Raw genomic sequence first — 21,827 nt, 5'->3', positions numbered from 1 at the left:
TGAAGTGCCCCGTTATGTAATAAAAAAGAAACCTTATTAATAAGGTTTCTTTTTATTTAGTACTAATATATTATTTATTTTTACTTTCAAAATATTTATCAATACCGGCAGCGGCAGTTTTCCCTGCTCCCATTGCTTTGATAACAGTGGCTGCACCTGTAACGGCATCACCACCTGCAAATATTTCCGGACGGTTCGTTGCAGCATCGTCGTCTGTGTAAATACCGCCTCTTTTGTTTTCTTCAAGATTATCGGTAGTTTCCAAAATTAATTTATTTAATTTTGTTCCTATTGCCATGATTACGCAGTCTACATCTATAACGTAGTTTGAACCTTCTATTACAACCGGTCTTCTTCTTCCCGAAGCATCAGGTTCTCCAAGTTCCATTTTAACGCATTCTATTCCGCATACTTGACCTTTTTCATCTCCCAATACCTTAACGGGATTTGTTAGATAACGGAAGTCGATTTCTTCTTCCACTGCATGATGGATTTCTTCCGCTCTTGCAGGTATTTCTGCTGCAGAACGACGATAAATCAGATATACTTCTTCTGCACCCATACGTTTTGCACATCTTGCGGCATCCATCGCAACGTTCCCTCCTCCGACAACGGCAATCTTATTTGCTTTTAAGATCGGTGTATCGTATTCAGGAAGGTATGCTTTCATTAAGTTGATTCTTGTTAAGTATTCATTTGCGGAACATACTCCGATTAAGTTTTCTCCGGGTATGTTCATGAATGATGGAAGACCCGCTCCCGTACCGATAAATACGGATTCGAAACCTTCTTCTTTCATTAATTCATCAACTGTTATGGATTTACCTATAATAGCGTTAGTTACGAATTTAACGCCTTTATCTTCAAGTTGTTTTACTTCTGCAGCTACTATTTCTTTTGGAAGACGGAATTCAGGGATACCGTAAACCAAAACGCCGCCTGTCTTATGTAAGCTTTCGTATACTGTAACGTCGTAGCCTTTATTTATCAAATCTCCCGCACAGGCAAGTCCTGCAGGACCTGCTCCTACAACGGCAACTTTATGACCGTTACCTTTAACAGGTTCTACTTTTTCATCTTTGAAGTTTGCAGCATGCCAATCGGCAGCAAATCTTTCAAGACGACCTATAGCAACAGGTTCACCTTTTTTCGCGTGAACACATTTTCCCTCGCATTGAGTTTCCTGAGGACAAACTCTTCCGCAGATAGCCGGAAGTGAATTTGTTTCTTTTATTATTTGATATGCTTCTTCAAATTCTCCCTCTGCAATTTTAGCTATAAAATCAGGGATTTTAACCATTACAGGACAACCTGACATACATGGTTTCTTACGGCATTTAAGACATCTCATGGCTTCGTTTATTGCCATTTCTTCTGTATATCCGTTAGCAACTTCTTCAAAATTTTTATTACGTATGTCGGGTTTTTGTTCCGGCATAGGGTTCTTTTCTTTAATTAGATTAATCATGGTAACGAACACCTCCAGTCAAACGGCAAACATGTGCTCTGTCTTCAGCTTCTTGATCTGCATAATATGTACTTCTTTGAATAAGTTCATCCCAGTCTACCAAAGAACCGTCAAATTCCGGTCCGTCGACACAAACGAATTTATTTTCTCCTCCGATAATACATCTGCAGCCTCCGCACATACCCGAGCCGTCTATCATATAAGCTGTTAGAGATGCAACAGAAGGAATACCATGTTCTTCGGCAAGTTTACATACCAATTTCATCATGATAGGAGGACCTACGGCTACAACCTCATCATATTTATTTCCTTGTTCAATTAATTGTTTAAGTTTATCAGTGGTAAAAGCTTTTTCTCCGTAAGAACCGTCATCCGTAACCATATATAGGTTATCTGTTCCCGCACGGAATTCGTCTTCCAGGATTACCAAGTCTTTATTTTTAAATCCTGTAATCATATCTACTTCTATACCATGTTTGTGCATTCCCGTAGCAAGGGGATAAGCAAGGGCATTACCCGAACCACCGCCAACTACGCATACTTTTTTAAGTCCTTCCATGTGTGTAGGTTTTCCAAGAGGACCTACTATATCAGCAAAACAGTCACCTTCTTCAAGCTGGTCCATTAACATTGTTGTTCTTCCGACTGTTGCATAGATTAAATCTATTGTTCCGTCTTCTTCATTATGTCCGGCCATTGTAAGAGGGATCCTTTCGCCGTATTCATCGGTACGAAGGATGATAAATTGTCCCGGTCTGGCTTTTCTTGCAACAAGAGGTGCATATATTACCAGCCATGTCATATTTTCATTTAATTTTCTTTTTTCGGTGATTTCAAACATCTTCATTTTTAGCATCCTCCTGCCTTTTTATCCATGCTTTTCTTTTGCATAACTAGGTTATCATACCTATCCATTGCAGCTTCTTCAGCTTTTGTAAACAACTCTTCCGCTCTGTCAGGGAATTTAAGTTTAAGTGAGTTATAACGAACTTCACCCATGATAAAGTCTCTGTAGCTTTGAGTTGGAGCTTGACTGTCAATAGAAAGAGGATTTTTGCCTTCTGCTTCAAGATCCGGATTATATCTAATCAAATTCCAATATCCCGAACGAACCGCATTTTTCATTTCTAACATAGATCTGTTCATTCCTGCTTTAACACCATGGTTTATACAAGGAGCGTAAGCTATGATAAGTGAAGGTCCGTCATAGTTTTCCGCTTCTCTTAAAGCTTTTAGTGTTTGTTCAGGATTAGCGCCCATAGCGATTTGTGCTACGTAAACATATCCGTAAGCCATAGCGATTTGTGCAAGGTCTTTCTTTTTAACTGCTTTACCTGAAGCCGCGAATTTAGCTACAGCACCTATAGGCGTTGATTTTGAAGACTGTCCTCCTGTATTGGAGTAAACTTCGGTATCAAATACCATTACATTGATATTTTCCCCTGAAGCCAATACATGGTCAAGTCCGCCGTATCCGATATCATAAGCCCAGCCGTCGCCGCCGAAAATCCATACAGACGGTTTTATAAGCATATCTTTATTATCTATAACGTATTTTGCATATTCGTTGGAATCAGCTATCTTTTCACATTCTTCAAGTAAAATTTTACCTGTTGTTTCAGCTGCTTTTGCATCGTTCATTGATGCTATCCATGCTTTTGCCGGTACGCCGATAGTATCAGTTAATTTTTCAACTGCACTTTTCATTTCATTTCTACGAGCTTGCATTGACATAGCCATACCGAAACCGAATTCTGCATTATCTTCAAATAAAGAGTTAGCCCATGCAGGACCTCTTCCTTCTTTGTTTACAGTATAAGGAGTACTTGGAGCACTGCATCCCCAAATAGATGAACATCCCGTTGCATTTGCAATGAACATTCTGTCTCCGAATAACTGAGTAATGAGTTTAGCATAAGGAGATTCTCCGCATCCAGGACATGCTCCGGAGAATTCAAGAAGCGGTTGTTTGAACTGAGAACCCTTTACTGTATCTTCCTTGAACGGAAGTTCTTTTTCCTCAATATTATTAAATAGATAATTATAATCTTTTTGTTCTTCTTCAACTACGTCTGCGTCCGCAGGAACCATTTGAAGGGCTTTGTTTCTAGCAGGACAAACTTCTACACATAGTCCGCATCCGCTGCAGTCAAGGGCTGAAATACCCATTGTAAATAAATTATTTTTTACGCCTTTCATCTTAACTGTAGTTCCTTCAAATCCTTCTGCTTCTTCGCTGTCTAAAACGAAAGGTCTGATTACGCCGTGAGGACATACATAAGAGCACCAGTTACACTGCATACAATTTTCATGTAACCAAACCGGTACATCCGTAGCTATACCTCTCTTTTCATATGCAGCGGTTCCCGCAGGGATCATTCCGTCAGCGGTCGATAAGAAAGTAGAAACAGGTTCTTTATCTCCGTTTAGAGTGTTTGTAGGTCTTAAAATGTTATTTAAGTAATCTGTATGTACTTTGTCTCTGCCCACCATTTTAGCTTGAGGTTCATCGTCAGGTACATCTTTCCAGGAAGCCGGAACTTCTACTTTATGAACATTTTTTATACCTTCATCTACTGCCGCAACGTTCATATCAACGATTTTCTGACCTTTTTTACCGTAGGTCTTGTTGATGGCATCTTTCATATATTTAGCTGCATCTTCGATAGGTATTATGTTAGCGAGCTTAAAGAATGCCGCTTGAAGCACGGAGTTTGTTCTCCTTGCACCGAGACCGATTTTCTTAGCTATAGATACGGCGTCACAAGTATAGAATTGAATATCGTTTTCTGCTATATATCTTTTGACTTTAGCAGGAAGGAATGTTTCAAGTTCTTCATCACTCCACACGCAGTTTAGTAAGAAGTATCCGCCCGGTTTTACATCTTCAACCATATCATATTGGTTTAGATAAGCTGAGTTGTGACAAGCTACAAAATCCGCTTGTTTAACGTAGTAAGTTGATTTGATAGGTTTATCTCCAAATCTCAAGTGAGAAATCGTTACCCCGCCTGATTTTTTTGAATCATATTGGAAGTAAGCCTGAACCTTTTTATCTGTATAGTCACCGATGATTTTTACACTGTTTTTGTTAGCTCCTACAGTACCGTCGGCACCGAGTCCCCAGAATTTACATGCTACTGTTCCTTTTGGTGCAACGTTTGGATATTCTTTTGTCGGAAGCGATAATTCAGTTACATCATCAGTAATGGATATCGTAAAGTTGTTCTTTGGATTTTCGATCCATAGATTTTGGTATACTGCCAAAATATCTCCCGGCTGTGTGTCTTTAGAACCAAGACCGTAACGTCCGCCGACTATTTTTGCATTTTCAAAATTTGTACCTCTTAGAGCTGAGATAACGTCTAAGTATAAAGGTTCACCGACTCCGCCCGGTTCTTTTGTTCTGTCCAATACAGCTATTTTCTTAACTGTCTTAGGTATTACATTTAAAAGATATTTAGCCGAGAAAGGTCTATATAAATGAACTTCGATTATACCTACTTTTTTACCTTTTGCATTAAGATAATCCACTATTTCTTCCGCTGCTTCGCAAACAGAGCCCATTGCAACAATTATTTCCGTTGCGTCTTCAGCACCGTAGTAATTAAATGGTTTGTAGTCTGTTCCGATTTTTTCGTTTACCTTATCCATGTATTCCGCAACGATATCAGCTGTTATATCGTAAGCCGTGTTACATGCTTCTCTATGCTGGAAGAATGTTTCCGGCTGTTCTGCAGAACCCATAGCATGAGGATGAGCCGGATGAAGTGATTTTTCTCTGTAAGCTTTAACTGCATTCCAGTCAACCAAATCTTTTAAGTCTTCATAATCCCAAACTTCGATTTTTTGATTTTCATGAGATGTTCTGAAACCGTCAAAGAAATGAACCATTGGAAGTTTACCTGCTATTGTGGCAAGATGAGCTACCGCAGCTAAATCCATTGATTGCTGTACACTGTTTGATGCAAGCATTGCAAAACCTGTTTGACGGCATGACATAACGTCCGAATGGTCTCCGAAGATAGACAGTGCATGGCTTGCAAGTGCTCTTGCTGCAACATGGAATACTGTAGGAGCTTGTTCTCCTGCCAGTTTATACATGTTAGGTATCATTAAAAGAAGTCCCTGAGAAGCTGTGAATGTTGAAGTATAAGCTCCCGCTGCTATTGCACCGTGAACCGCTCCCGCTGCTCCTCCTTCCGACTGCATTTCTACGATTTTAACTTTTTCATCAAATATATTCTTTCTTCCGTCCGCTACCCATTCATCCATGCTCTCTGCCATAGGAGATGACGGAGTAATAGGATAAATAGCCGCAACTTCAGAAAAAGCATATGCTACATGAGCGGCTGCTGTGTTTCCGTCCATTGTTTTTAATTTTCTCACCATGATTACTCTCCTTCCCTGATGCCAAGAGCATCTCTTTGCAAGTAGTTATATTCGGGAACTTCTTGCTCAACGATTACGCTTCTCGGACACATATACTGACATACTTCGCAGTTTTCGCATAGATCACTGTCTATAACCGCATGTGCGTCTTCCATATATATTGCTTCGTTAGGACAGTTTACTTTACAGTCTTCACATCCGATACATGCCGAGTCGCAAACCTTTGCTTTATCTTCATAATCTTCTGTGGAAGAGCAAGGAACTAATTTTATTCCTTTATATGGTACCATAACTATTAAATCCTTAGGACAAGCATATGTACAATCTTTGCATCCTACGCATTTATCAGGGTCTACTTTAGCGGTTCCGTCTACAATGCTTATCGCATCATATCTGCAGACTTTTGTACAATTCCCCTGTCCAGTACATCCCGTTGTGCAGATATTATAATCTTTAGGATTGATTTTAGCCACTGCTTCCGAACAGTCTGTAATTCCTAAATTTTCATAAACTTCACTTGCTTTTTTGCCTCCGTTACATTTTACGAATGCAACCTTATCTTTTAATTTAGTTAAATCATGCATTGTATCTATGATGATTTTTTTCTTGCATTTTACTGTACATGCTACACATCCAACACATTTATCATAGTCGATAACAGCATGATTATCTATGATTTCTATAGCTCCTTCGGGACATGCTCTAACGCAGTCCGAACATGCGATACAGCCAAATCCGCAAATCTCTCTTGTCTTTTCATCGTCTTCTTCTTTTGAAGAGCATGGAATGAAGTTTGTTGCGTCTCTAGGTATCATAGTAATGATATTTTGAACACAGCTTTCTGCATTTGCACAGGCTCCGCATCCGCTGCATTTTTCTTTATCGATTATTACTCTTCCGTTAGAAAGTGTCATAGCATCGAATTTACAAAAATCGATACATGAACCAATCCCGATACATCCGTCTTTGCATTCTCCTCTTTTAAATCCAAGGTTTGCTGCTTCAGCGCAAGATTTCAAGTCCTTAAATCTTTCTTTACCGGCAGAATCCCCGTTACAGAGAATAAAGGCTACTTCATCTTTAACTTCAACTGACTCAGTGCCCATGATTTTAGCAATTTCATCGACCTTATCTTGTGTGCACGCAGGACAAAGTGCGACGCTTGCTCCGTTTGCAATAGCTTCGGCACATTCCTGACATGTCTCTTTACCACATCCGCCGTAACCACCGCAATTAACGCCCGGTAGAAGCTCTACTATTTTAGCTGCTTCTCCAGCCGCATTATGATTGGTACTCATAATGAATTCCTCCTTTACCTTTACCTACTAAAACTTACTTAAAAATTACAAGGATTATTTTTAATAAAAGTCTAATTTAATCTTACTATCAAGGGGGGTAAAAGTCAATTAAAAAACCGATTTTCCTAAGCTTAGGGATATTTTGTAATTGTGCTTTAAGATAATTATGAAACCCTTTTTTATGTTTGTTTTTGTTTGTTTATTTGTAAATTTAAAAGTCATTAATAGACTTTATAAAATTAGATAACATAAATATTTGACTTATTAAAGTAAAATATAAAGTGATAAAATCAAATTAATAAACAATAAATGTTTTTAAATAATAAAATATTTTATAAAATCGTATCATTATAGATAATAAAAAAGAGAATAATCACTATTCTCTTTTTTATTATCTATTCTAATTTATTAAAAGATTTCGTCTTCAGCTCTTCTGGCATACATTTCTTCAAGTTCTTTTTTATGATATAGATACCCTTCATCATCATAATACCTTGCATTCATCGGACATTTCTTTATGCATGCACCGCATTTGATACATATCCCATTATATTTTCTGATATCATCTTTATCGATAGAACCCATAGGGCAGACTTCAGCACATAATTTACAGTCATTACAGCGGTGATTGACCTTAGGCAATACTTTTCTTATATCGATCTTATTACCGTTTCTGTCTCTCGGAGTATAGTAAGGTCTTATGGGAGTTTGACCTTTTACATTTATTGGCTCTTTTGTATATGTATCTAAAATACCTATTCTATCAATGGTTAAATCTATAAGCTCATCTGCGACTTTTAAATCTTCACTGCCCGGTCTGTTCTTTGCCAGGATATTTGAAAAAGAATGTTCACCGACAAAGGCTCCCGCCGCAATGGAGTGAAAATTATTTTCTTCCATTATATCTCTAAGCTCAATAAGAGCGTCATCGTAATTTCTGTTTCCGAATAAAACTACAGGAACGCATAAAGCGTTATTTCCTTTGATATTATTTTTTAAGAACGGAAGAAGTACATTCGGTACTCTTCCAGCATAAACCGGGACAGCAAAAATCGCCAGCTCATCTTCTTTAAAATCAAATGTTTCTTCTCTTTTTTCTTTAGGGGTAAAATCTATAATATTTAAATCAATATTTAATTTTTTAGAAATATTATCTGCGATATATTCTGCTATTTTTTTAGTAGTACCTGTTGCACTGAAATAAACTGCATATACTTTCTTAATTTTCATTTTAATTACCTATATAACCCTTTTAAAATATAACATATCAATAAGTTTTTTACCCTCTTCATACATTTCATGATCATAATTATCAATAAAGAAATTTTTCTTTCTCATAAAATATGTAAATCCAAGGTTTTTATAAAAAGATATTGTTTTATCGCACTCTCCGGTTCCTAAGATTATCACTGATGCTTTATTCTTATAGTGTTCAAAAATAAATTTAACCAGCTTGCTTCCATATCCTTTTCCTTGATAGCTCTCATATATTGATAAATTTTTTATTTCATAAATTTTATTGGCTAACCTTAAAACTGTTATTTGACCGACTAATTCGTTTCCTTCATAGCAAAGGAACATATTTGATTTTTTTAGGTACTTACTTATCATATTTTCGTCTTCGTCACCTAAATACAATAGATCCATAAATCGTTCTTTCTCTGATTTTACCTGCTTTATCCTCATTTCGATATCTCCAAAACTAAATATTATACTACTATTATCCCCAGCAGTTTTGCAAGCTCCATAGCCTGCATTTCGCTTACTTTAGCACCCTTTATTTCTAAAAAGTTGTCCGATAGTATGATACCGTCTATAAAACTGTCTGAAAAATCAAGTCCTTTTAAACTTGTTTTAAAAAAGTTTGACATAATAAATTTGCAAGAATGTATATCCAGTCTTCTTATTTTACATTCGCTGAAATTTGCATTTGTAAAATCACTTTCATGCATACTTACATAATCAAAACTTGTTAAGTCGAAGTTGGAATATTTTAAATTACAGTCTTTTATCAAAGTATCTTTGATTATTGATTTAAAGAAATCCGCACCCACTCCTTTTGATAATATAAAATGCACTCTGGAAAAATATCCTTCATTAAAATCACTGTTGGAAAAGTCACAATTTTTAAATAAGACGTCTACAAATCCCGATTTCTTAAATGAACATTCCAAAAATCTGCAGTTTTCAAAAATCATATCGGAAAAGTTGAGTTCTGAAAAATCTTCATTACTGAATACTTGGTCTTTGATATATTTATTTTCTATATCCAGGTCTTCATCTTTTGCTTCTTCCGTTAAATTATAGAAATCTTCCGTTTCTTCCAATTCCTCTATGTTTAAGTCCAATTCTTTTGTTTTCATAGATATATGATACTATGTTTAAGTTTTTAATACAAATATTATTAATAAAAAGTTTACTTTGTTAAAGTGAACTTTAAAATAAACTTAATTGTTCTTTTTTATATTTTTTTATGATAGATTCATCTATTTGGTCGTGGTCGTACATAATATTATTTTTAATACATTCATTTTTGAATTCTTCCCAAAGAAGTTCCTGATTAGGAGAAGAACACCAATAAGTATTGCCGAATTCTTTTATATACCTGTTTTTGATTCCCGGGAAAGATTCATCCAGCTTTTCATAAAAATATTCTCTTTGATTTTCTCTTAAAGATACCGCAAAATTTGGGAAAGTGTAAACCCAGTCTGCTCCGTTTTCTTTAGCTTTTTTAACGATAGAAGTAATATTTTCTTTTGTATCGTTTATAAAAGGCAGCGTTGGTGTTAAAAGAACTCCAACGTTTATACCCCTTCCGGATAATTTTCGTATAGCCTCAAACCTTCTTTTACTGGAAGGTGCATTAGGTTCTATTTTCTTAGTGAGTTCGTCATCTGCAGTGGTAATTGTGATATTTACCGTAGTACTCGAATGTGAAGCTATCTTCGATAATACGTCTATATCTCTCGTTACTAAATCGGATTTTGTTATTATACTTACTCCGTACATAAATTTATCGATAAGTTTTAAAGCTTCTCTCGTTAATTTTTCTTCTTTTTCAAAAGAATTATAGGGGTCACTCATTGCACCTGTCATTATAATTCCTTTTTTCTTTTTTACTCTAAGCTCTTTTTCAAGTATCTCTAACGCATTTTCTTTTACTTTAACTTCGTCAAAATTTTCAATGTTATAACAATTACTCCTGCTGTCGCAGTATATACATCCATGTACGCAGCCTTTATATAAATTCATGTTATAATTTGCATTGAACCAGCCATGTTCCATATAACCGGAAAGTATTGTTTTTGCGGGTAATTTTTTCATAAGTTGTTTTATCAGCCTTTATTGTTATATTTATTTAATATTATATAATTAAAGCACAGATATCAATCTGTGCTTTAAAATTATTTAAATAAATTTTTTATTTTATTTTTTGTATCATCAAAGAAATCTTCTATTTTGTCTAAATCGATTTTAGATTTTACTGTTAAAGCCAGTTCTTTAACTTCTTCGTCCGGAAGATCTACACCAAATAAATCTTCGATTGTTTTTGTAGGTTGTTTCTTTAAATTTTCTTTAAAATTTTCATCTTCCTTAGCTTTTTTTATGATTGCTTCAAGTTTTTCCTTTTTATCTTTAGTAAAATCTTTAGATTTATTGATAAATTCTTTTGTTTTATCTTCTGCTTTATCATAGAAATCACTTTCTTTTACTTTTTCTTTATATTCCTGAACCTTGTCTTTTGCGTCATCAAAATATTCTGCTCCTTTATCTATAAGTTCGGAAGTTTTTTCTTTTGATGTTTCAAATATATCTACTATCTTACCTTTTGTTTCATCTTTCATATTGATACCCTCTATTCTTTTATTTAATTTAATTCTATGTAATTAATATTTATTTATAAATTTAAAATTTTTTATAAAATTATTTTAAATATTTATTTTTTATAAATTCCAAATCATCGTAAAGAAGATCTTGTTTAGTCATGAAAAATTCGTCCATTTTCCCCCCATGGTCGAAGTAATCCATATATATTGCGGCTTTTGTAAGAACCCTATCTTCCATTATATCTTTTCTTGCTTCCAAGTTTGCGATTGCTATTGTCATGAATAATTTATGCATGCCCATTACAGGGTGTTTTGGGTCATGAAGGAGGATATCTGTAATTTCTTCCATAGATAGTCCGTCTTTTAAAACTTCGTAAGTATTGTTTACTTCTTCTTTGATTAGCTTATAACTATTATCTGCATTTATCTTCATATTAAATCACTCCTTTTCCTATATTATACTTTAATTTTCATAAATTACTACTATTATAAAAAAAATTTGATATAATCAAAATATTAAAGATAATGGGAGGCTAAAAATGTCAAATAATATGGTAGCAGATCATGCAATAAGGCCTGTGGAAAATGATACTATCTTTACAATATCAGCCAAGGCAAGCGAAGCTGTTTTGAAATACGGTGCGGAAAATGTTATAAATTCTTCTATGGGTGTGTTGCTTGAGGATAACGGAGATTTTGTTGCATTTGAAAGTGTATATAGTTATTTAAAAGATTTGGATAATCCTAAAATTGCTGCTTATGCGAGCATAGAAGGGGACAGTGATTTTTTACAAGCGGTAAAAAAAGCATGTTTTAAAAACCATATGCCCAATGCATATATAGAAGCTGTTGCAACTCCCGGCGGTTCCGGAGCTATTCATCATGCGATCTTTAACTATACGAATATAGGAGACAGTATCCTTACTTCTAGTTTATATTGGGATCCATATAACACGATGTGTGTGGAAAACAGCAGGAAATTAGATACTTATAATATGTTTAATGGTAATGGCGGACTGGATATAGACGCGTTTAAAGAAAAGTTCGATTATCATTTGAATAAACAAAAAAGGCTTCTTACGATATTCAATACTCCTGCTCATAATCCTACGGGGTATTCAATATCTGATGAAGAATGGGATAAAATTATAGATATTCTTAAACAAGGGGCTTCAAATAAAGAAAATAAAATCATAGTTCTAGTCGATGTGGCATATATAGATTTCTGCGATGAAAAATTTGACAGGCGTGCATTCATGGAAAAGTTTGCGGGGCTTGAAGAAAATATCTTGATTTTATTTGCCTTTTCCGCTTCAAAGGGATATACGATGTACGGACTTAGAAACGGAGCACTTCTTTGTGTAACGAGTAAAGAGGAAATAGCAAAAGAATTTTTCTATACAAATCTTCATTCAAACAGAGGTACTTGGTCTAACGGAACGAAAGGTGCTATGAAAGTTCTTACTGATATAATAAACGATGAAAACGTCGGCAAGCCTTTTTATGAAGATAGGGAGCATTATGTAAAACTCTTGAGAAAAAGGGCAGATGTTTTCTTGGAAAAAAGTAGCGAAGTAGGTTTGGAACTTTATCCTTATAAAGATGGATTTTTTGTTTGTATACCATGTAAAAATCCTTTGGAAGCTTGCGAGAAATTGATGAAGAACAATGTATTTGCCATTCCTCTTCAAACGGGGCTTAGATTTGCGGTTTGTGCGGTAAGTGAAGATAAATGTATGGTTGCTCCTAAGAAAATAAAAGAAGTTTTAGCGGAATGTGATGAATAATCAAATAAAAAACAGAGACGGCTCTCAACGGAGGGTCGGCACTAAAAAGACTGTACGACGGAGAAAGACCGTAAAAGCTTCAGGGAAAAATGCTGATACCAAAAGAGGAGCTGCGACGACTTCTGTCAGATATGATGAATATGGTCGTCCCTATAGAGTTAGAAGAGTAAAAAAGAGAAAGTTCAGAAGAAGAGTCAAGGAAGTTATTATTATTGTTATCGCTTTACTTCTTGCATGGGGAGTTTTCGTTGTAGTTCACTACAAGCCTTTTAATACCACTACTATAAATAATGTAAAACTTCGAGGAGTTTTAAAAGAACAGATAGTTTTTGAGGGACCGGATAGTGAGTATATACAAACAGGGAAAACATATAGATTTAAAGTCAAGGATATGGTAAAAGATATCTTTAATACAAAGGTAACCGAAGATATAGACGCTAAATCAATAAAAGTAAAAGTTACCACAAACGGAGTTAGGGACTATGTAGATATAAAGAACAATACCATAAAAGTAAGCGACAGTATATTAAGCGGTTCAAGAGTAGACGTAATTGTAAGTTATAATAATTTGAATAAATCATATAGTTATAGTATAAAAGATAACTTAAGTGAGGAAATTGGTAAAAATATGATTATAACTAACCCTAATGAATATGATGCTGTCGTAAACAAAAACAGGCATTTGCCAAGTAATTATAAACCTAAAGATTTGGTAGAGGCAAATGTGGATTATGCTCAGTCCAACTTGGCTGTAAGACCTCTTAGAAAAGAGGCCGCAAAAGCATTGGAAGCCCTTTTTGCAGACGCAAAACAAGCAGGATATGACTTTTATGCATTAAGCGGGTTTAGGTCTTACAAAATGCAGGTTGATGTTTATAAAGACAATATTGCCCAGTACGGAAGCGAAGAAAAAGCTAACTTTTATTCGGCAAAAGCGGGAGAAAGTGAGCATCAGCTCGGTCTGTCTATGGACGTAACTACAAAGGAAGTTGATTTTAAATTGACAGAAAGCCTTGGTAATACCGATGCCGGTAAATGGCTGGAGGATAACTGTTATAAAAACGGATTTATAATAAGATTTCCTAAAGGTAAAGAAAAAATCACAGGATACAGTTATGAACCTTGGCATGTAAGATATGTAGGAAAGACTTTGGCTAAAGTGCTTCATGATAACAAGTTAACATTAGAGGAATATTTTGAAGAAAAATAAAAAAGAATTCAGTACAACTTATATTTATAAAACAGACAAAAAGTACGAGGGAGAGAATGTATACTATTTTTTAGAAAATGAGTACGACTATTCTTCTCGTACTTTTAGATATATCATACGAGAAGGCAGGCTTTTGATTAATGATAAAGACGCTATGTTCGTCGATATATTAAAAGAAGAGGATATAATCAAAGTATCTTTTCCCGTAGAGGAAGCTGATGCTCCTTCTACCGATATGAAAATTGACATTATATATGAAGATGATGATATAGCTGTAATAAATAAAAAGCCCGGAATGGTAGTCCATGTAACGAAGTCACATCCTTTGGACACACTTCAAAATGCAATATATCATAAATGGGAAATCGAAAAAAAACATTTTAAAACAAGATTTGTAAACAGACTTGATATGGATACTTCGGGTATAGTTGTAATAGCCAAAAACAAATATGTTCATCATTTCATTCAAAATCAAAGTATAAATAATCAAATTGATAAAAAATATGTTTTGATTGTAGATGGGATAATGGACCAAAAAGAAGGATATATAAATGCTCCCATAAAAAGGGCCGAGGGACATCCTCTGAGGCGTATCGTAGCTGAGGACGGTAAAGAATGTATAACGAAATATAAAGTTATAGAGGAATTTAAAAATCATTCTTTAGTGGAAGCAAAGCTTATTACCGGCAGGACTCATCAGCTTAGAGTTCATTTTTCTTATGTTGGACATCCTATCCTTGGAGACAGTTTATATAACGAAAATAAAAGTGAACTTATATCTCATCAGGCTTTGCATGCAAAGAGCATTTCTTTTGTTCATCCGAGAGGAAACAAGCCTATGACCTTTGAAGCCGAGCTTTTTGATGATTTTAAGGATGTTTTGGAAATATTAAAAAAGAGTTAAAAACGTTGAAATTTAATATTTGAGGTATATAATAGTAAAAGTATTAATTTTCGGGAGGAAATGTGATTTGAGTGCTGCTAAAAAGAAGAATTATTTAAAGGGAGCCGCCGTGCTTGCCTTTGGCGGAATAATAGCGAAATTTTTAGGTATGTTTTTAAAACTGCCTTTAGTAAGAATATTGGGCGACTTCGGAATGGGGTTATACGGAAATGCATATCCGGTATATACATTCCTTCTTGCGATATCTGTAATAGGACTTCCCGTTGCCATATCAAAAATGGTTTCCGAGAGGATAAGTCTTGGGAAATATGACGGAGCTTACAGAGTATTTAAGGTTGCTATCGTAACTTTAGCCGTTATCGGAGCGATATGCTCCAGTGTAATGTTATTTGGGGCTCATTTCTTTATTTCCGTATTTAAATGGCATCCCGACACTTACTATTCCATACTGGGATTATCTTTTGCTCCTCTTTGCGTATGTATACTTTCATCGTTTAAAGGTTTCTTCCAAGGTATGCAGAACATGACTCCTCCGAGTATATCTCAGATAGTAGAGTCTATAACAAGAGTTGTTGTAGGTCTTGGACTTGCAGTATTTTTATATAACAAATTAGGAGTTGCTTTCGGTGCCGCAGGTGCTACTTTCGGTGCTACCGCAGGTGCATTTGTTGCCAGCTTCTTTTTATTCTTATGCTTCTTGAAAGTAAGACCTAGACTTAAAAGACAGATAAGCAGACAAACCAGTAAATCAACTGAAGATGCAAGAACAATTTTAAGAATACTTGCTTCTATTGCAATACCGATTACTCTTGCATCTTTAGTTACATCTTCAATGAATTTAATAAACTCTTTTACGGTTTCAGCTTTTCTTCAAAAGGCAGGATTCAGTGTAAATGAAGCCACGGTACTTTGGGGACAGCTATCACAAAGAGCTCAGACCATCATAAGTATTCCTCTTATTTTGTCTTCTTCTCTTGCGGCAAGTCTTGTTCCGACAATAAGTGAATCCTTTGTAAAGAAAGATTTAAAACAAATAAGGCAAAAGACTTTCTTAACGTTTAAAGTTGTTTTAATGATTGCTCTTCCTTGTATTGCAGGCCTTGTAGTTATGTCAAGTGAAGTGACCACTTTATTGTTTGGTGATGCAAACGGTGCTAATATGCTTAGGATACTCGCTATAGGAATCGTATTTACAATGATTTCGACAACCATGCAGGGGATTTTGCAAGGTGTCGGACTTCTTAATACTCCCGTTAAAAACTTAGCTGTAGGCTGTGTTATAAAACTTATTTTGAATGTAGTACTGATACAAATACCGTGGCTTAATATCTACGGAGCTATACTCGGGACTCTCGGTGCGGACTTGGTCGTTGCAAGTCTTGACTACAGAGCAATAAAAAAATTCCTCGGTTCCACTTACGGCGGTCTTGGTATGGCATTTATCAAAAACCTGTTTTGTGCGGCTGTTATGGGTATAGTTTGTTTCTTTGTTAAAACGTTCCTTGGCGGAATTCTTAGTAACAGTATATTGACCGTAGTCGTTATATTGGTTGCCATGGTAGTATATCTTGCACTTATTTATATAACAAGAGTTCTCAATATAGAAGAAGTAAGAAGTGTTATAGGAAAATAATAATGAAAGCTACAAATAAAAATACAATAAGCGAAATAACCAATAAATACGATTTCAGATTTAAAAAGGATTTGGGGCAGAATTTTCTTACAGATGAAAATATAGTTTTAAAGATAGTGGACTCACTTGAACTTACAGATGATGAAGTCGTTCTTGAAGTCGGTCCGGGAATGGGCAGCTTGACTCAAAAGCTCGCTGAAAGAGCTTATAAGGTATATGCTGTTGAAATAGATACCAGAGCCGTAAATATGCTTGAAGAAACCTTAAGTGAGTACAATAATATTGAAATAATCAATAAGGATATATTAAAGACCGATTTAAGAGAAATACTTGAAGATGCTATTAAAGAAAATAGAAAAATCAAGTTTATTTCCAATCTTCCGTACTATATTACTTCACCTATTTTAATGAAAGTCTTGGAAGATAAAGTTATGTTTGAAAATATAGTGGTAATGCTTCAAAAAGAAGTCGCTACCAGGCTTAATGCTAAAGTGAATACAAAAGATTATTCATCATTTACCATTGCGGTTGATTATTATGCCGAAGTAGAAAGGCTTTTTAATGTACCGAAGACTGTTTTTGTGCCTATGCCAAAAGTAGATTCCACTGTTTTAAGAGTGGTACCAAGAAAAGAAAGTAAAGTTGATGTAGATAATCAAGATATGTTTTTTAAAGTGGTTAAGGCTGCTTTTATGAACAGACGAAAAATGGTATTTAATTCCCTTGCAAATGGACTTGCCGTAAATAAAGATTTACTTAAAAATGCACTTTTAAATTCAGGGCTCGATGAAAAGGTAAGAGCCGAAAATATAACCATAGAGCAATTTGCTAAATTATCCAACGAGATAAATAATATAAAAAAATAAAAAGAGCTTTAAGCTCTTTTTTTATTTCTGTTGTTTTTTATTTTTTTACTGTTTGGTTTGCTTTTACCGCTTTTATTTGTAAGTTTCTTTTTATGGACTTTTGTTTTTTTATTTGGTTTGGTGTTCTTATTGAATTCTCTTTTCTCAAATACCAAACAGTCCGGAGATGTTCCGATCAGGTCAGTTCTTCCTATTTTTAATAAAGCTTTTTTTACTCTTTCTTTGTTCTCCGGTTTATAATACTGCATTAAAGCTCTTTGCGTTTGTTTCTCTTCGTAGGTCTTTGGAATAAAGACCTTTTCATTCGTCAGCGGATTTTTCCCGGTGTAGAACATGCACGTTGACAGCGTTCCCGGTGTCGGATAGAAATCCTGAACTTGTCTCGGTCTTAAATTATTTTGCTTTAAATAGACTGCGAGTTCTACAGCTCCTTCAAGCGTACATCCGGGATGAGAAGAAATAAAGTAAGGAACCAAAAATTGATTAAGTCCCATTTTTTTATTTGCTTTTTTATATTTATCTACAAACTCTTCATATACTTCTCTGCCCGGTTTTCCCATTTGTTTGAGTGTTTTATTGTTTATATGTTCGGGTGCGATTTTAAGCTGTCCGCTTATATGATATTTTACTAATTCTTCCAATACTTTGGGATCCTTTTCCAAAAGCAAATAATCGTATCTTATACCGCTCCTTACAAATACTTTTTTTACATTCTTTACTTTTCTTGCTTCTCTTAAAACATCGATAAACTCGCTGTGGTCCGCATTTATATTTTTACATGGGGTAGGGGATAAACATGTCTTATTAAATCCTATACATGTTCCATGTTCCATTTGCTTATTACATGATGGGTGTTTAAAGTTTGCGGTAGGGCCTCCTATATCGTGTATATAACCTTTAAACCCATCTAAGGTAGTCAACAGCTTGACTTCCTCAATTATACTCTTTTTGCTTCTGGACTGAACCATACGTCCCTGATGAAATGTAAGGGCACAGAATGAACAGTTGCCGAAGCATCCTCTGTTTGATGTTACGGAGAATTCGATTTCCTTTATTGCCGGTATTTCTTTTTTATACATCGGATGAGACTTTCTTGTATATTTAAGTCCGTATACCTTATCCAGTTCTTCTCTGTTTAAAGGCATCATTGGCGGATTTTGAACGAGATAATTTTTATCCATGAATTGTATCAACGTCTTGCCCGTTATAGGATCTTGGTTTTGATACTGAGCTTTAAATGCTTTATTATAATTTTCTTTGTCTTCATTAACTTCTTTGAAAGATGGAATGATTAAAGAATTTTCTATATTTTCTATTTTAGCTGTTATATAACAAGTCCCTCTGACGTCTTTTATTTCTTCAAGCTGCTCACCGTTTCTTAGTCTGTTTGCTATTTCTCCCAATACCTTTTCTCCGCTTCCGTAGGTAAGCATATTGGCTGTCGAGTCCGTTAATATGGAGCGCCTTACTTTATTATCCCAGTAATCGTAATGAGCAAATCTTCTAAGACTTGCTTCAATTCCTCCGATTATTATGTTTACTTTTTTATACGCCATTCTTATCATATTTGAATATACAATAACTGCTCTGTCCGGTCTTTTGTTTGCTTCTCCTCCTTCGGTATAGACATCGTCATTTCTCTTTTTCTTTGAAGCTGTATAGTGATTGACCATGCTGTCTATATTTCCGCTGTTTACCAAAAAAGCATATTTAGGTCTTCCGAGTACTTTAAAGGCTTCTTTATCTTTCCAGTTGGGCTGGGGGATAACACCGATATTAAATCCCAGGCTTTCGAGGTGTCTACCTATGATTGCGGTACCAAAAGAAGGATGGTCTATATACGCGTCTCCCGTAACTATTATAAAATCCAGTTGGGAAATATTTTTTCTTTCCATTTCATATTTTGTTGTTATTAAAAATTCATTATTTATTTTCATATTAATTTTCCCTTAAACAGTATAATAAAAAATTGTTATCAAATATTACGTCGACTTTTTTTTCATCTATTAAATATGAAATGAATGCTTTTAAAGTTCCTTCTACCAAATGGTATTGTACATAATTTATTTCTATTTGATAGTAATCAAATACTTTTTTTGTAATGACATTTAAACTTAATGGTCTTTTTAAAATATCCAGAAGTAAATTTATTATTTCAAATACCTTATTTCTATTTAATTCGATTAGATTTTTTAAGTTGCTTGAAGCTTCTGCATGAGTAGGGATAAAAAAATCTCCTTTTAGTGTTTCTAGATAATCGAGTGTTCTTAAAAAGTTTTTTATATCATAAATTGTAGCTATATGATATTTATTTAATACTTCCTTTGGGAACAAGCTGTCTCCAACGAAATATACATTATCGTCTGTCCTTACACCTATCATATCATAGCTGTGTCCCGGAAGGTTTATTATTTCAAGTCCTTTCGGTATATTATTAAGATCAACCGAAGCATTGCTTGATTTTGCCATTAAAAACTTTTTTTGAAGCCTTTTGGGAGGGTATGCTCCGTAAATAAATGCCGGTTCCAATATCGTATATTTGGTAAAAGCGTGCTCTATTTCATTTGTGCTTATTTTACATCCCGTTCTTTTTTCTAAAGTATCGTTTCCGCCGATGTGGTCTGCATGAGAATGTGTATTGATTATACCTTCAAGCTCCCATCCTTTTTCATCTAAAATTTTTAAAACTTTTTTTGCATAGTCTTTTCCGTTTCCGGAATCAATCAAATATATTTTATTATTATCGTATCTGTAAAAACCTATTTTATTGGGTGAGTCCATATAAAAAGTATTATTACCTACTTGAATTAATTCGTACATATATCATACCTCAAAAATATTCTTAAGCTATTCTAACATAAAAGTATAAAAAGACAAAAAAAGAAAGGCATTTGCCTTTCTTTTTTATGTAATTAATTTATTTTTTGTTTGCAATATGATGAGGACCCATAGAATCAGGAGCAGAATATTTTTCTCTTCTTAGTTCATATAATTCATCAATAACATTTTGTGGGATTGTAGCTTTTTCTACGATACCCATTGCTCTTGCTGCAAATTCTTGTTGTGCGATGAATTCTAAGCTTTCCATTCTATAGTAAGCTGTTAGTACATCAGGACCGAATGTTACGGCACCGTGATATCTCATTAATACTGCGTCATGGTATTCTACATAATCTTCGATATCTCCGCAGATTTCGAATGTTCCAGGTAAACCGTATTTGATTACAGGGATTTCACCTAAGTTAAGTGCTGCTTCTGTACAGATTGGTTTATCTAAAGGCATATTAGCTGCTGCAAATACTGTTCCGTATAGTGGATGAGCATGAACTACCGCATTTACGTCTGGTCTTAACTGATATATTTTATAATGAAGTTTAAATTCACTTGTACCTTTCCATGGACCGTTTTCTTCAACTAAATTACCGTCTTTATCTACTATACACATCATGTCAGGTGTCATGAAACCTTTGCTTACTCCTGTTGGTGTGATTAGGAAGTTACCATCATCTAATCTTATTGAAATGTTACCATCATTTGTAGAACAAAGTTGTCTGTCGTACATTTTACGTCCTACGTCACAAATCGCTTCTCTTAACTCTTGAATATTTTGACTCATTTTTTCCTCCTTGAGACATATAAATCTTTATTTAATCGTATTATATACTATTTAAAATTAATTGTAAAGTACTTTTGGTCACTTTTTTTATTAATGTTACATATGTCACCTGCTGTTAAGTTTTAACAAAAATTATTTTGTTAAATTTTTCATATAAAGTGCTTTAAACGCTTATATAATAAGGAATAGAAAGGTTATGACAAAATGGTAGTAACGTTTACTTATTGACATTTAAATTTTTTTTAATTATAATTAGTTAAAATAATTATTAGAGCTATTTATGGGTAAGATAGATAGTTTAAGGAGGAGATACCAATGGCAGATTTAGAATTTAACAAAGACCTTATATTTTTTGATGTGGAGGCTGACAGTAATTTAGATGCACTTGATAACGTTGCACACAAATTATTAGATCTTGGTTATGTAAAAGAAAGTTATGTAGAAGCGGTAAAAGAAAGAGAAAAAGTATTTGCAACAGGACTTCCTGTAGAAAACTTTGCAGTAGCTGTTCCTCATACAGATGTTGAACATGTTAACAAACAAAGTATTTGTGTTGCTACTCTTAAAAAACCTGTAACATTTGAAGTTATGGCAGGTGCAGGAGAAAAATGTGAAGTTTCGATTTTATTCATGTTAGCATTAAAAGAACCACATCAACAATTAGCTATGCTACAAACAGTTATTTCTCTTATCCAACAAGAAGATAAACTAAAAGCGATTTACGAATCAAAAGATAAAGATTTGATTTTAAAAATTGTTGAAGAAGAATTAGCTAAACAAGCAGAAGAAGCGTAAGAAATTAATATAGTTAATTAGAGATTTTCTC

Annotated in this window: 19 protein-coding genes; 6 read left to right on the top strand and 13 right to left on the bottom strand. The window is 34.5% G+C overall.

Going from position 1 to position 21,827, the window contains the following annotated elements; translation table 11 throughout:
- Positions 1-70 precede the first annotated feature (70 nt).
- The 10 genes from gltA to ANASTE_RS06975 all read right to left on the bottom strand — a co-directional run bounded on the left by gltA (position 71) and on the right by ANASTE_RS06975 (position 11,418).
- A complete protein-coding gene (gltA, locus tag ANASTE_RS07020) occupies positions 71-1,468 on the bottom strand; it encodes an NADPH-dependent glutamate synthase (protein ID WP_007050291.1) in 1,398 nt (465 codons plus the stop codon).
- Positions 1,461-2,309, bottom strand: a complete 849-nt coding sequence (locus ANASTE_RS07015; protein WP_039945732.1) for a sulfide/dihydroorotate dehydrogenase-like FAD/NAD-binding protein — start codon at positions 2,307-2,309, stop codon at positions 1,461-1,463. Before ANASTE_RS07015 ends, gltA begins: the two co-directional genes overlap by 8 nt.
- Before the next feature lie 8 nt (positions 2,310-2,317).
- The gene (gene nifJ, locus ANASTE_RS07010) at positions 2,318-5,860 is read right to left on the bottom strand and encodes a pyruvate:ferredoxin (flavodoxin) oxidoreductase (RefSeq protein WP_007050289.1); all 3,543 of its coding nucleotides are present in this window, start codon (positions 5,858-5,860) and stop codon (positions 2,318-2,320) included.
- A 2-nt stretch (positions 5,861-5,862) separates the two neighbouring features.
- The gene (locus ANASTE_RS11435; protein WP_007050288.1) at positions 5,863-7,158 is read right to left on the bottom strand and encodes a 4Fe-4S binding protein; all 1,296 of its coding nucleotides are present in this window, start codon (positions 7,156-7,158) and stop codon (positions 5,863-5,865) included.
- Positions 7,159-7,566: 408 nt separating this feature from the next.
- Positions 7,567-8,388, bottom strand: coding sequence for an EFR1 family ferrodoxin (locus ANASTE_RS07000; protein WP_007050287.1), 822 nt, complete (start codon positions 8,386-8,388; stop codon positions 7,567-7,569).
- A 9-nt stretch (positions 8,389-8,397) separates the two neighbouring features.
- The gene (locus tag ANASTE_RS06995; protein ID WP_007050286.1) at positions 8,398-8,844 is read right to left on the bottom strand and encodes a GNAT family N-acetyltransferase; all 447 of its coding nucleotides are present in this window, start codon (positions 8,842-8,844) and stop codon (positions 8,398-8,400) included.
- Positions 8,845-8,867: 23 nt separating this feature from the next.
- A complete protein-coding gene (locus ANASTE_RS06990; RefSeq protein WP_007050285.1) occupies positions 8,868-9,521 on the bottom strand; it encodes a pentapeptide repeat-containing protein in 654 nt (217 codons plus the stop codon).
- A 73-nt stretch (positions 9,522-9,594) separates the two neighbouring features.
- Positions 9,595-10,482, bottom strand: a complete 888-nt coding sequence (locus tag ANASTE_RS06985; protein ID WP_007050284.1) for an SPL family radical SAM protein — start codon at positions 10,480-10,482, stop codon at positions 9,595-9,597.
- Between the two features lie 80 nt (positions 10,483-10,562).
- A complete protein-coding gene (locus ANASTE_RS06980; protein WP_007050283.1) occupies positions 10,563-11,003 on the bottom strand; it encodes a hypothetical protein in 441 nt (146 codons plus the stop codon).
- Between the two features lie 79 nt (positions 11,004-11,082).
- Positions 11,083-11,418: a hypothetical protein gene (locus tag ANASTE_RS06975; RefSeq protein WP_007050282.1), complete on the bottom strand. Its 336-nt coding sequence runs from the start codon at positions 11,416-11,418 to the stop codon at positions 11,083-11,085.
- A 106-nt stretch (positions 11,419-11,524) separates the two neighbouring features.
- On the opposite strand from ANASTE_RS06975, the gene ANASTE_RS06970 reads away from it, so the two are divergent.
- From ANASTE_RS06970 to rsmA, 5 genes are all read left to right on the top strand, one after another.
- On the top strand, positions 11,525-12,772 hold the full coding sequence (locus tag ANASTE_RS06970) for a pyridoxal phosphate-dependent aminotransferase (RefSeq protein ID WP_007050281.1): 1,248 nt from the start codon (positions 11,525-11,527) through the stop codon (positions 12,770-12,772).
- Positions 12,765-13,982: a M15 family metallopeptidase gene (locus ANASTE_RS11430; protein WP_007050280.1), complete on the top strand. Its 1,218-nt coding sequence runs from the start codon at positions 12,765-12,767 to the stop codon at positions 13,980-13,982. The genes ANASTE_RS06970 and ANASTE_RS11430 overlap by 8 nt, the downstream gene beginning before the upstream one ends.
- On the top strand, positions 13,969-14,886 hold the full coding sequence (locus tag ANASTE_RS06960; protein ID WP_007050279.1) for an RluA family pseudouridine synthase: 918 nt from the start codon (positions 13,969-13,971) through the stop codon (positions 14,884-14,886). The genes ANASTE_RS11430 and ANASTE_RS06960 overlap by 14 nt, the downstream gene beginning before the upstream one ends.
- A gap of 67 nt (positions 14,887-14,953) precedes the next feature.
- On the top strand, positions 14,954-16,519 hold the full coding sequence (locus ANASTE_RS06955) for a putative polysaccharide biosynthesis protein (protein ID WP_039945310.1): 1,566 nt from the start codon (positions 14,954-14,956) through the stop codon (positions 16,517-16,519).
- 2 nt (positions 16,520-16,521) lie between these two features.
- The gene (gene rsmA, locus ANASTE_RS06950; RefSeq protein ID WP_007050277.1) at positions 16,522-17,385 is read left to right on the top strand and encodes a 16S rRNA (adenine(1518)-N(6)/adenine(1519)-N(6))-dimethyltransferase RsmA; all 864 of its coding nucleotides are present in this window, start codon (positions 16,522-16,524) and stop codon (positions 17,383-17,385) included.
- Between the two features lie 8 nt (positions 17,386-17,393).
- Here rsmA and ANASTE_RS06945 read toward each other — a convergent pair whose 3' ends face one another.
- The 3 genes from ANASTE_RS06945 to ANASTE_RS06935 form a co-directional block, all read right to left on the bottom strand.
- Positions 17,394-19,322 (bottom strand): YgiQ family radical SAM protein, encoded by a 1,929-nt coding sequence (locus ANASTE_RS06945; protein WP_007050276.1) that lies wholly within the window; start codon positions 19,320-19,322, stop codon positions 17,394-17,396.
- 1 nt (position 19,323) lies between these two features.
- A complete protein-coding gene (locus ANASTE_RS06940; RefSeq protein WP_007050275.1) occupies positions 19,324-20,205 on the bottom strand; it encodes an MBL fold metallo-hydrolase in 882 nt (293 codons plus the stop codon).
- Between the two features lie 97 nt (positions 20,206-20,302).
- On the bottom strand, positions 20,303-21,001 hold the full coding sequence (locus ANASTE_RS06935; protein WP_007050274.1) for a class II aldolase/adducin family protein: 699 nt from the start codon (positions 20,999-21,001) through the stop codon (positions 20,303-20,305).
- Between the two features lie 315 nt (positions 21,002-21,316).
- On the opposite strand from ANASTE_RS06935, the gene ANASTE_RS06930 reads away from it, so the two are divergent.
- Positions 21,317-21,796: a PTS sugar transporter subunit IIA gene (locus ANASTE_RS06930; RefSeq protein WP_007050273.1), complete on the top strand. Its 480-nt coding sequence runs from the start codon at positions 21,317-21,319 to the stop codon at positions 21,794-21,796.
- Positions 21,797-21,827 lie beyond the last annotated feature (31 nt).

This window comes from Anaerofustis stercorihominis DSM 17244 (genome assembly GCF_000154825.1).
Lineage (GTDB): Bacteria > Bacillota > Clostridia > Eubacteriales > Anaerofustaceae > Anaerofustis > Anaerofustis stercorihominis.
This window is presented reverse-complemented; position numbering and strand designations above follow the sequence as displayed.

Excerpts from the sequence above, each read along its gene's own strand:
- gltA (WP_007050291.1), bottom strand. The coding sequence starts at position 1,468 with ATGATTAATCTAATTAAAGAAAAGAACCCTATGCCGGAACAAAAACCC.
- ANASTE_RS07015 (WP_039945732.1), bottom strand. The coding sequence starts at position 2,309 with ATGTTTGAAATCACCGAAAAAAGAAAATTAAATGAAAATATGACATGG.
- nifJ (WP_007050289.1), bottom strand. The coding sequence starts at position 5,860 with ATGGTGAGAAAATTAAAAACAATGGACGGAAACACAGCAGCCGCTCAT.
- ANASTE_RS11435 (WP_007050288.1), bottom strand. The coding sequence starts at position 7,158 with ATGAGTACCAATCATAATGCGGCTGGAGAAGCAGCTAAAATAGTAGAG.
- ANASTE_RS07000 (WP_007050287.1), bottom strand. The coding sequence starts at position 8,388 with ATGAAAATTAAGAAAGTATATGCAGTTTATTTCAGTGCAACAGGTACT.
- ANASTE_RS06995 (WP_007050286.1), bottom strand. The coding sequence starts at position 8,844 with ATGAGGATAAAGCAGGTAAAATCAGAGAAAGAACGATTTATGGATCTA.
- ANASTE_RS06990 (WP_007050285.1), bottom strand. The coding sequence starts at position 9,521 with ATGAAAACAAAAGAATTGGACTTAAACATAGAGGAATTGGAAGAAACG.
- ANASTE_RS06985 (WP_007050284.1), bottom strand. The coding sequence starts at position 10,482 with ATGAAAAAATTACCCGCAAAAACAATACTTTCCGGTTATATGGAACAT.
- ANASTE_RS06980 (WP_007050283.1), bottom strand. The coding sequence starts at position 11,003 with ATGAAAGATGAAACAAAAGGTAAGATAGTAGATATATTTGAAACATCA.
- ANASTE_RS06975 (WP_007050282.1), bottom strand. The coding sequence starts at position 11,418 with ATGAAGATAAATGCAGATAATAGTTATAAGCTAATCAAAGAAGAAGTA.
- ANASTE_RS06970 (WP_007050281.1), top strand. The coding sequence starts at position 11,525 with ATGTCAAATAATATGGTAGCAGATCATGCAATAAGGCCTGTGGAAAAT.
- ANASTE_RS11430 (WP_007050280.1), top strand. The coding sequence starts at position 12,765 with ATGAATAATCAAATAAAAAACAGAGACGGCTCTCAACGGAGGGTCGGC.
- rsmA (WP_007050277.1), top strand. The coding sequence starts at position 16,522 with ATGAAAGCTACAAATAAAAATACAATAAGCGAAATAACCAATAAATAC.
- ANASTE_RS06945 (WP_007050276.1), bottom strand. The coding sequence starts at position 19,322 with ATGAAAATAAATAATGAATTTTTAATAACAACAAAATATGAAATGGAA.
- ANASTE_RS06940 (WP_007050275.1), bottom strand. The coding sequence starts at position 20,205 with ATGTACGAATTAATTCAAGTAGGTAATAATACTTTTTATATGGACTCA.
- ANASTE_RS06935 (WP_007050274.1), bottom strand. The coding sequence starts at position 21,001 with ATGAGTCAAAATATTCAAGAGTTAAGAGAAGCGATTTGTGACGTAGGA.
- ANASTE_RS06930 (WP_007050273.1), top strand. The coding sequence starts at position 21,317 with ATGGCAGATTTAGAATTTAACAAAGACCTTATATTTTTTGATGTGGAG.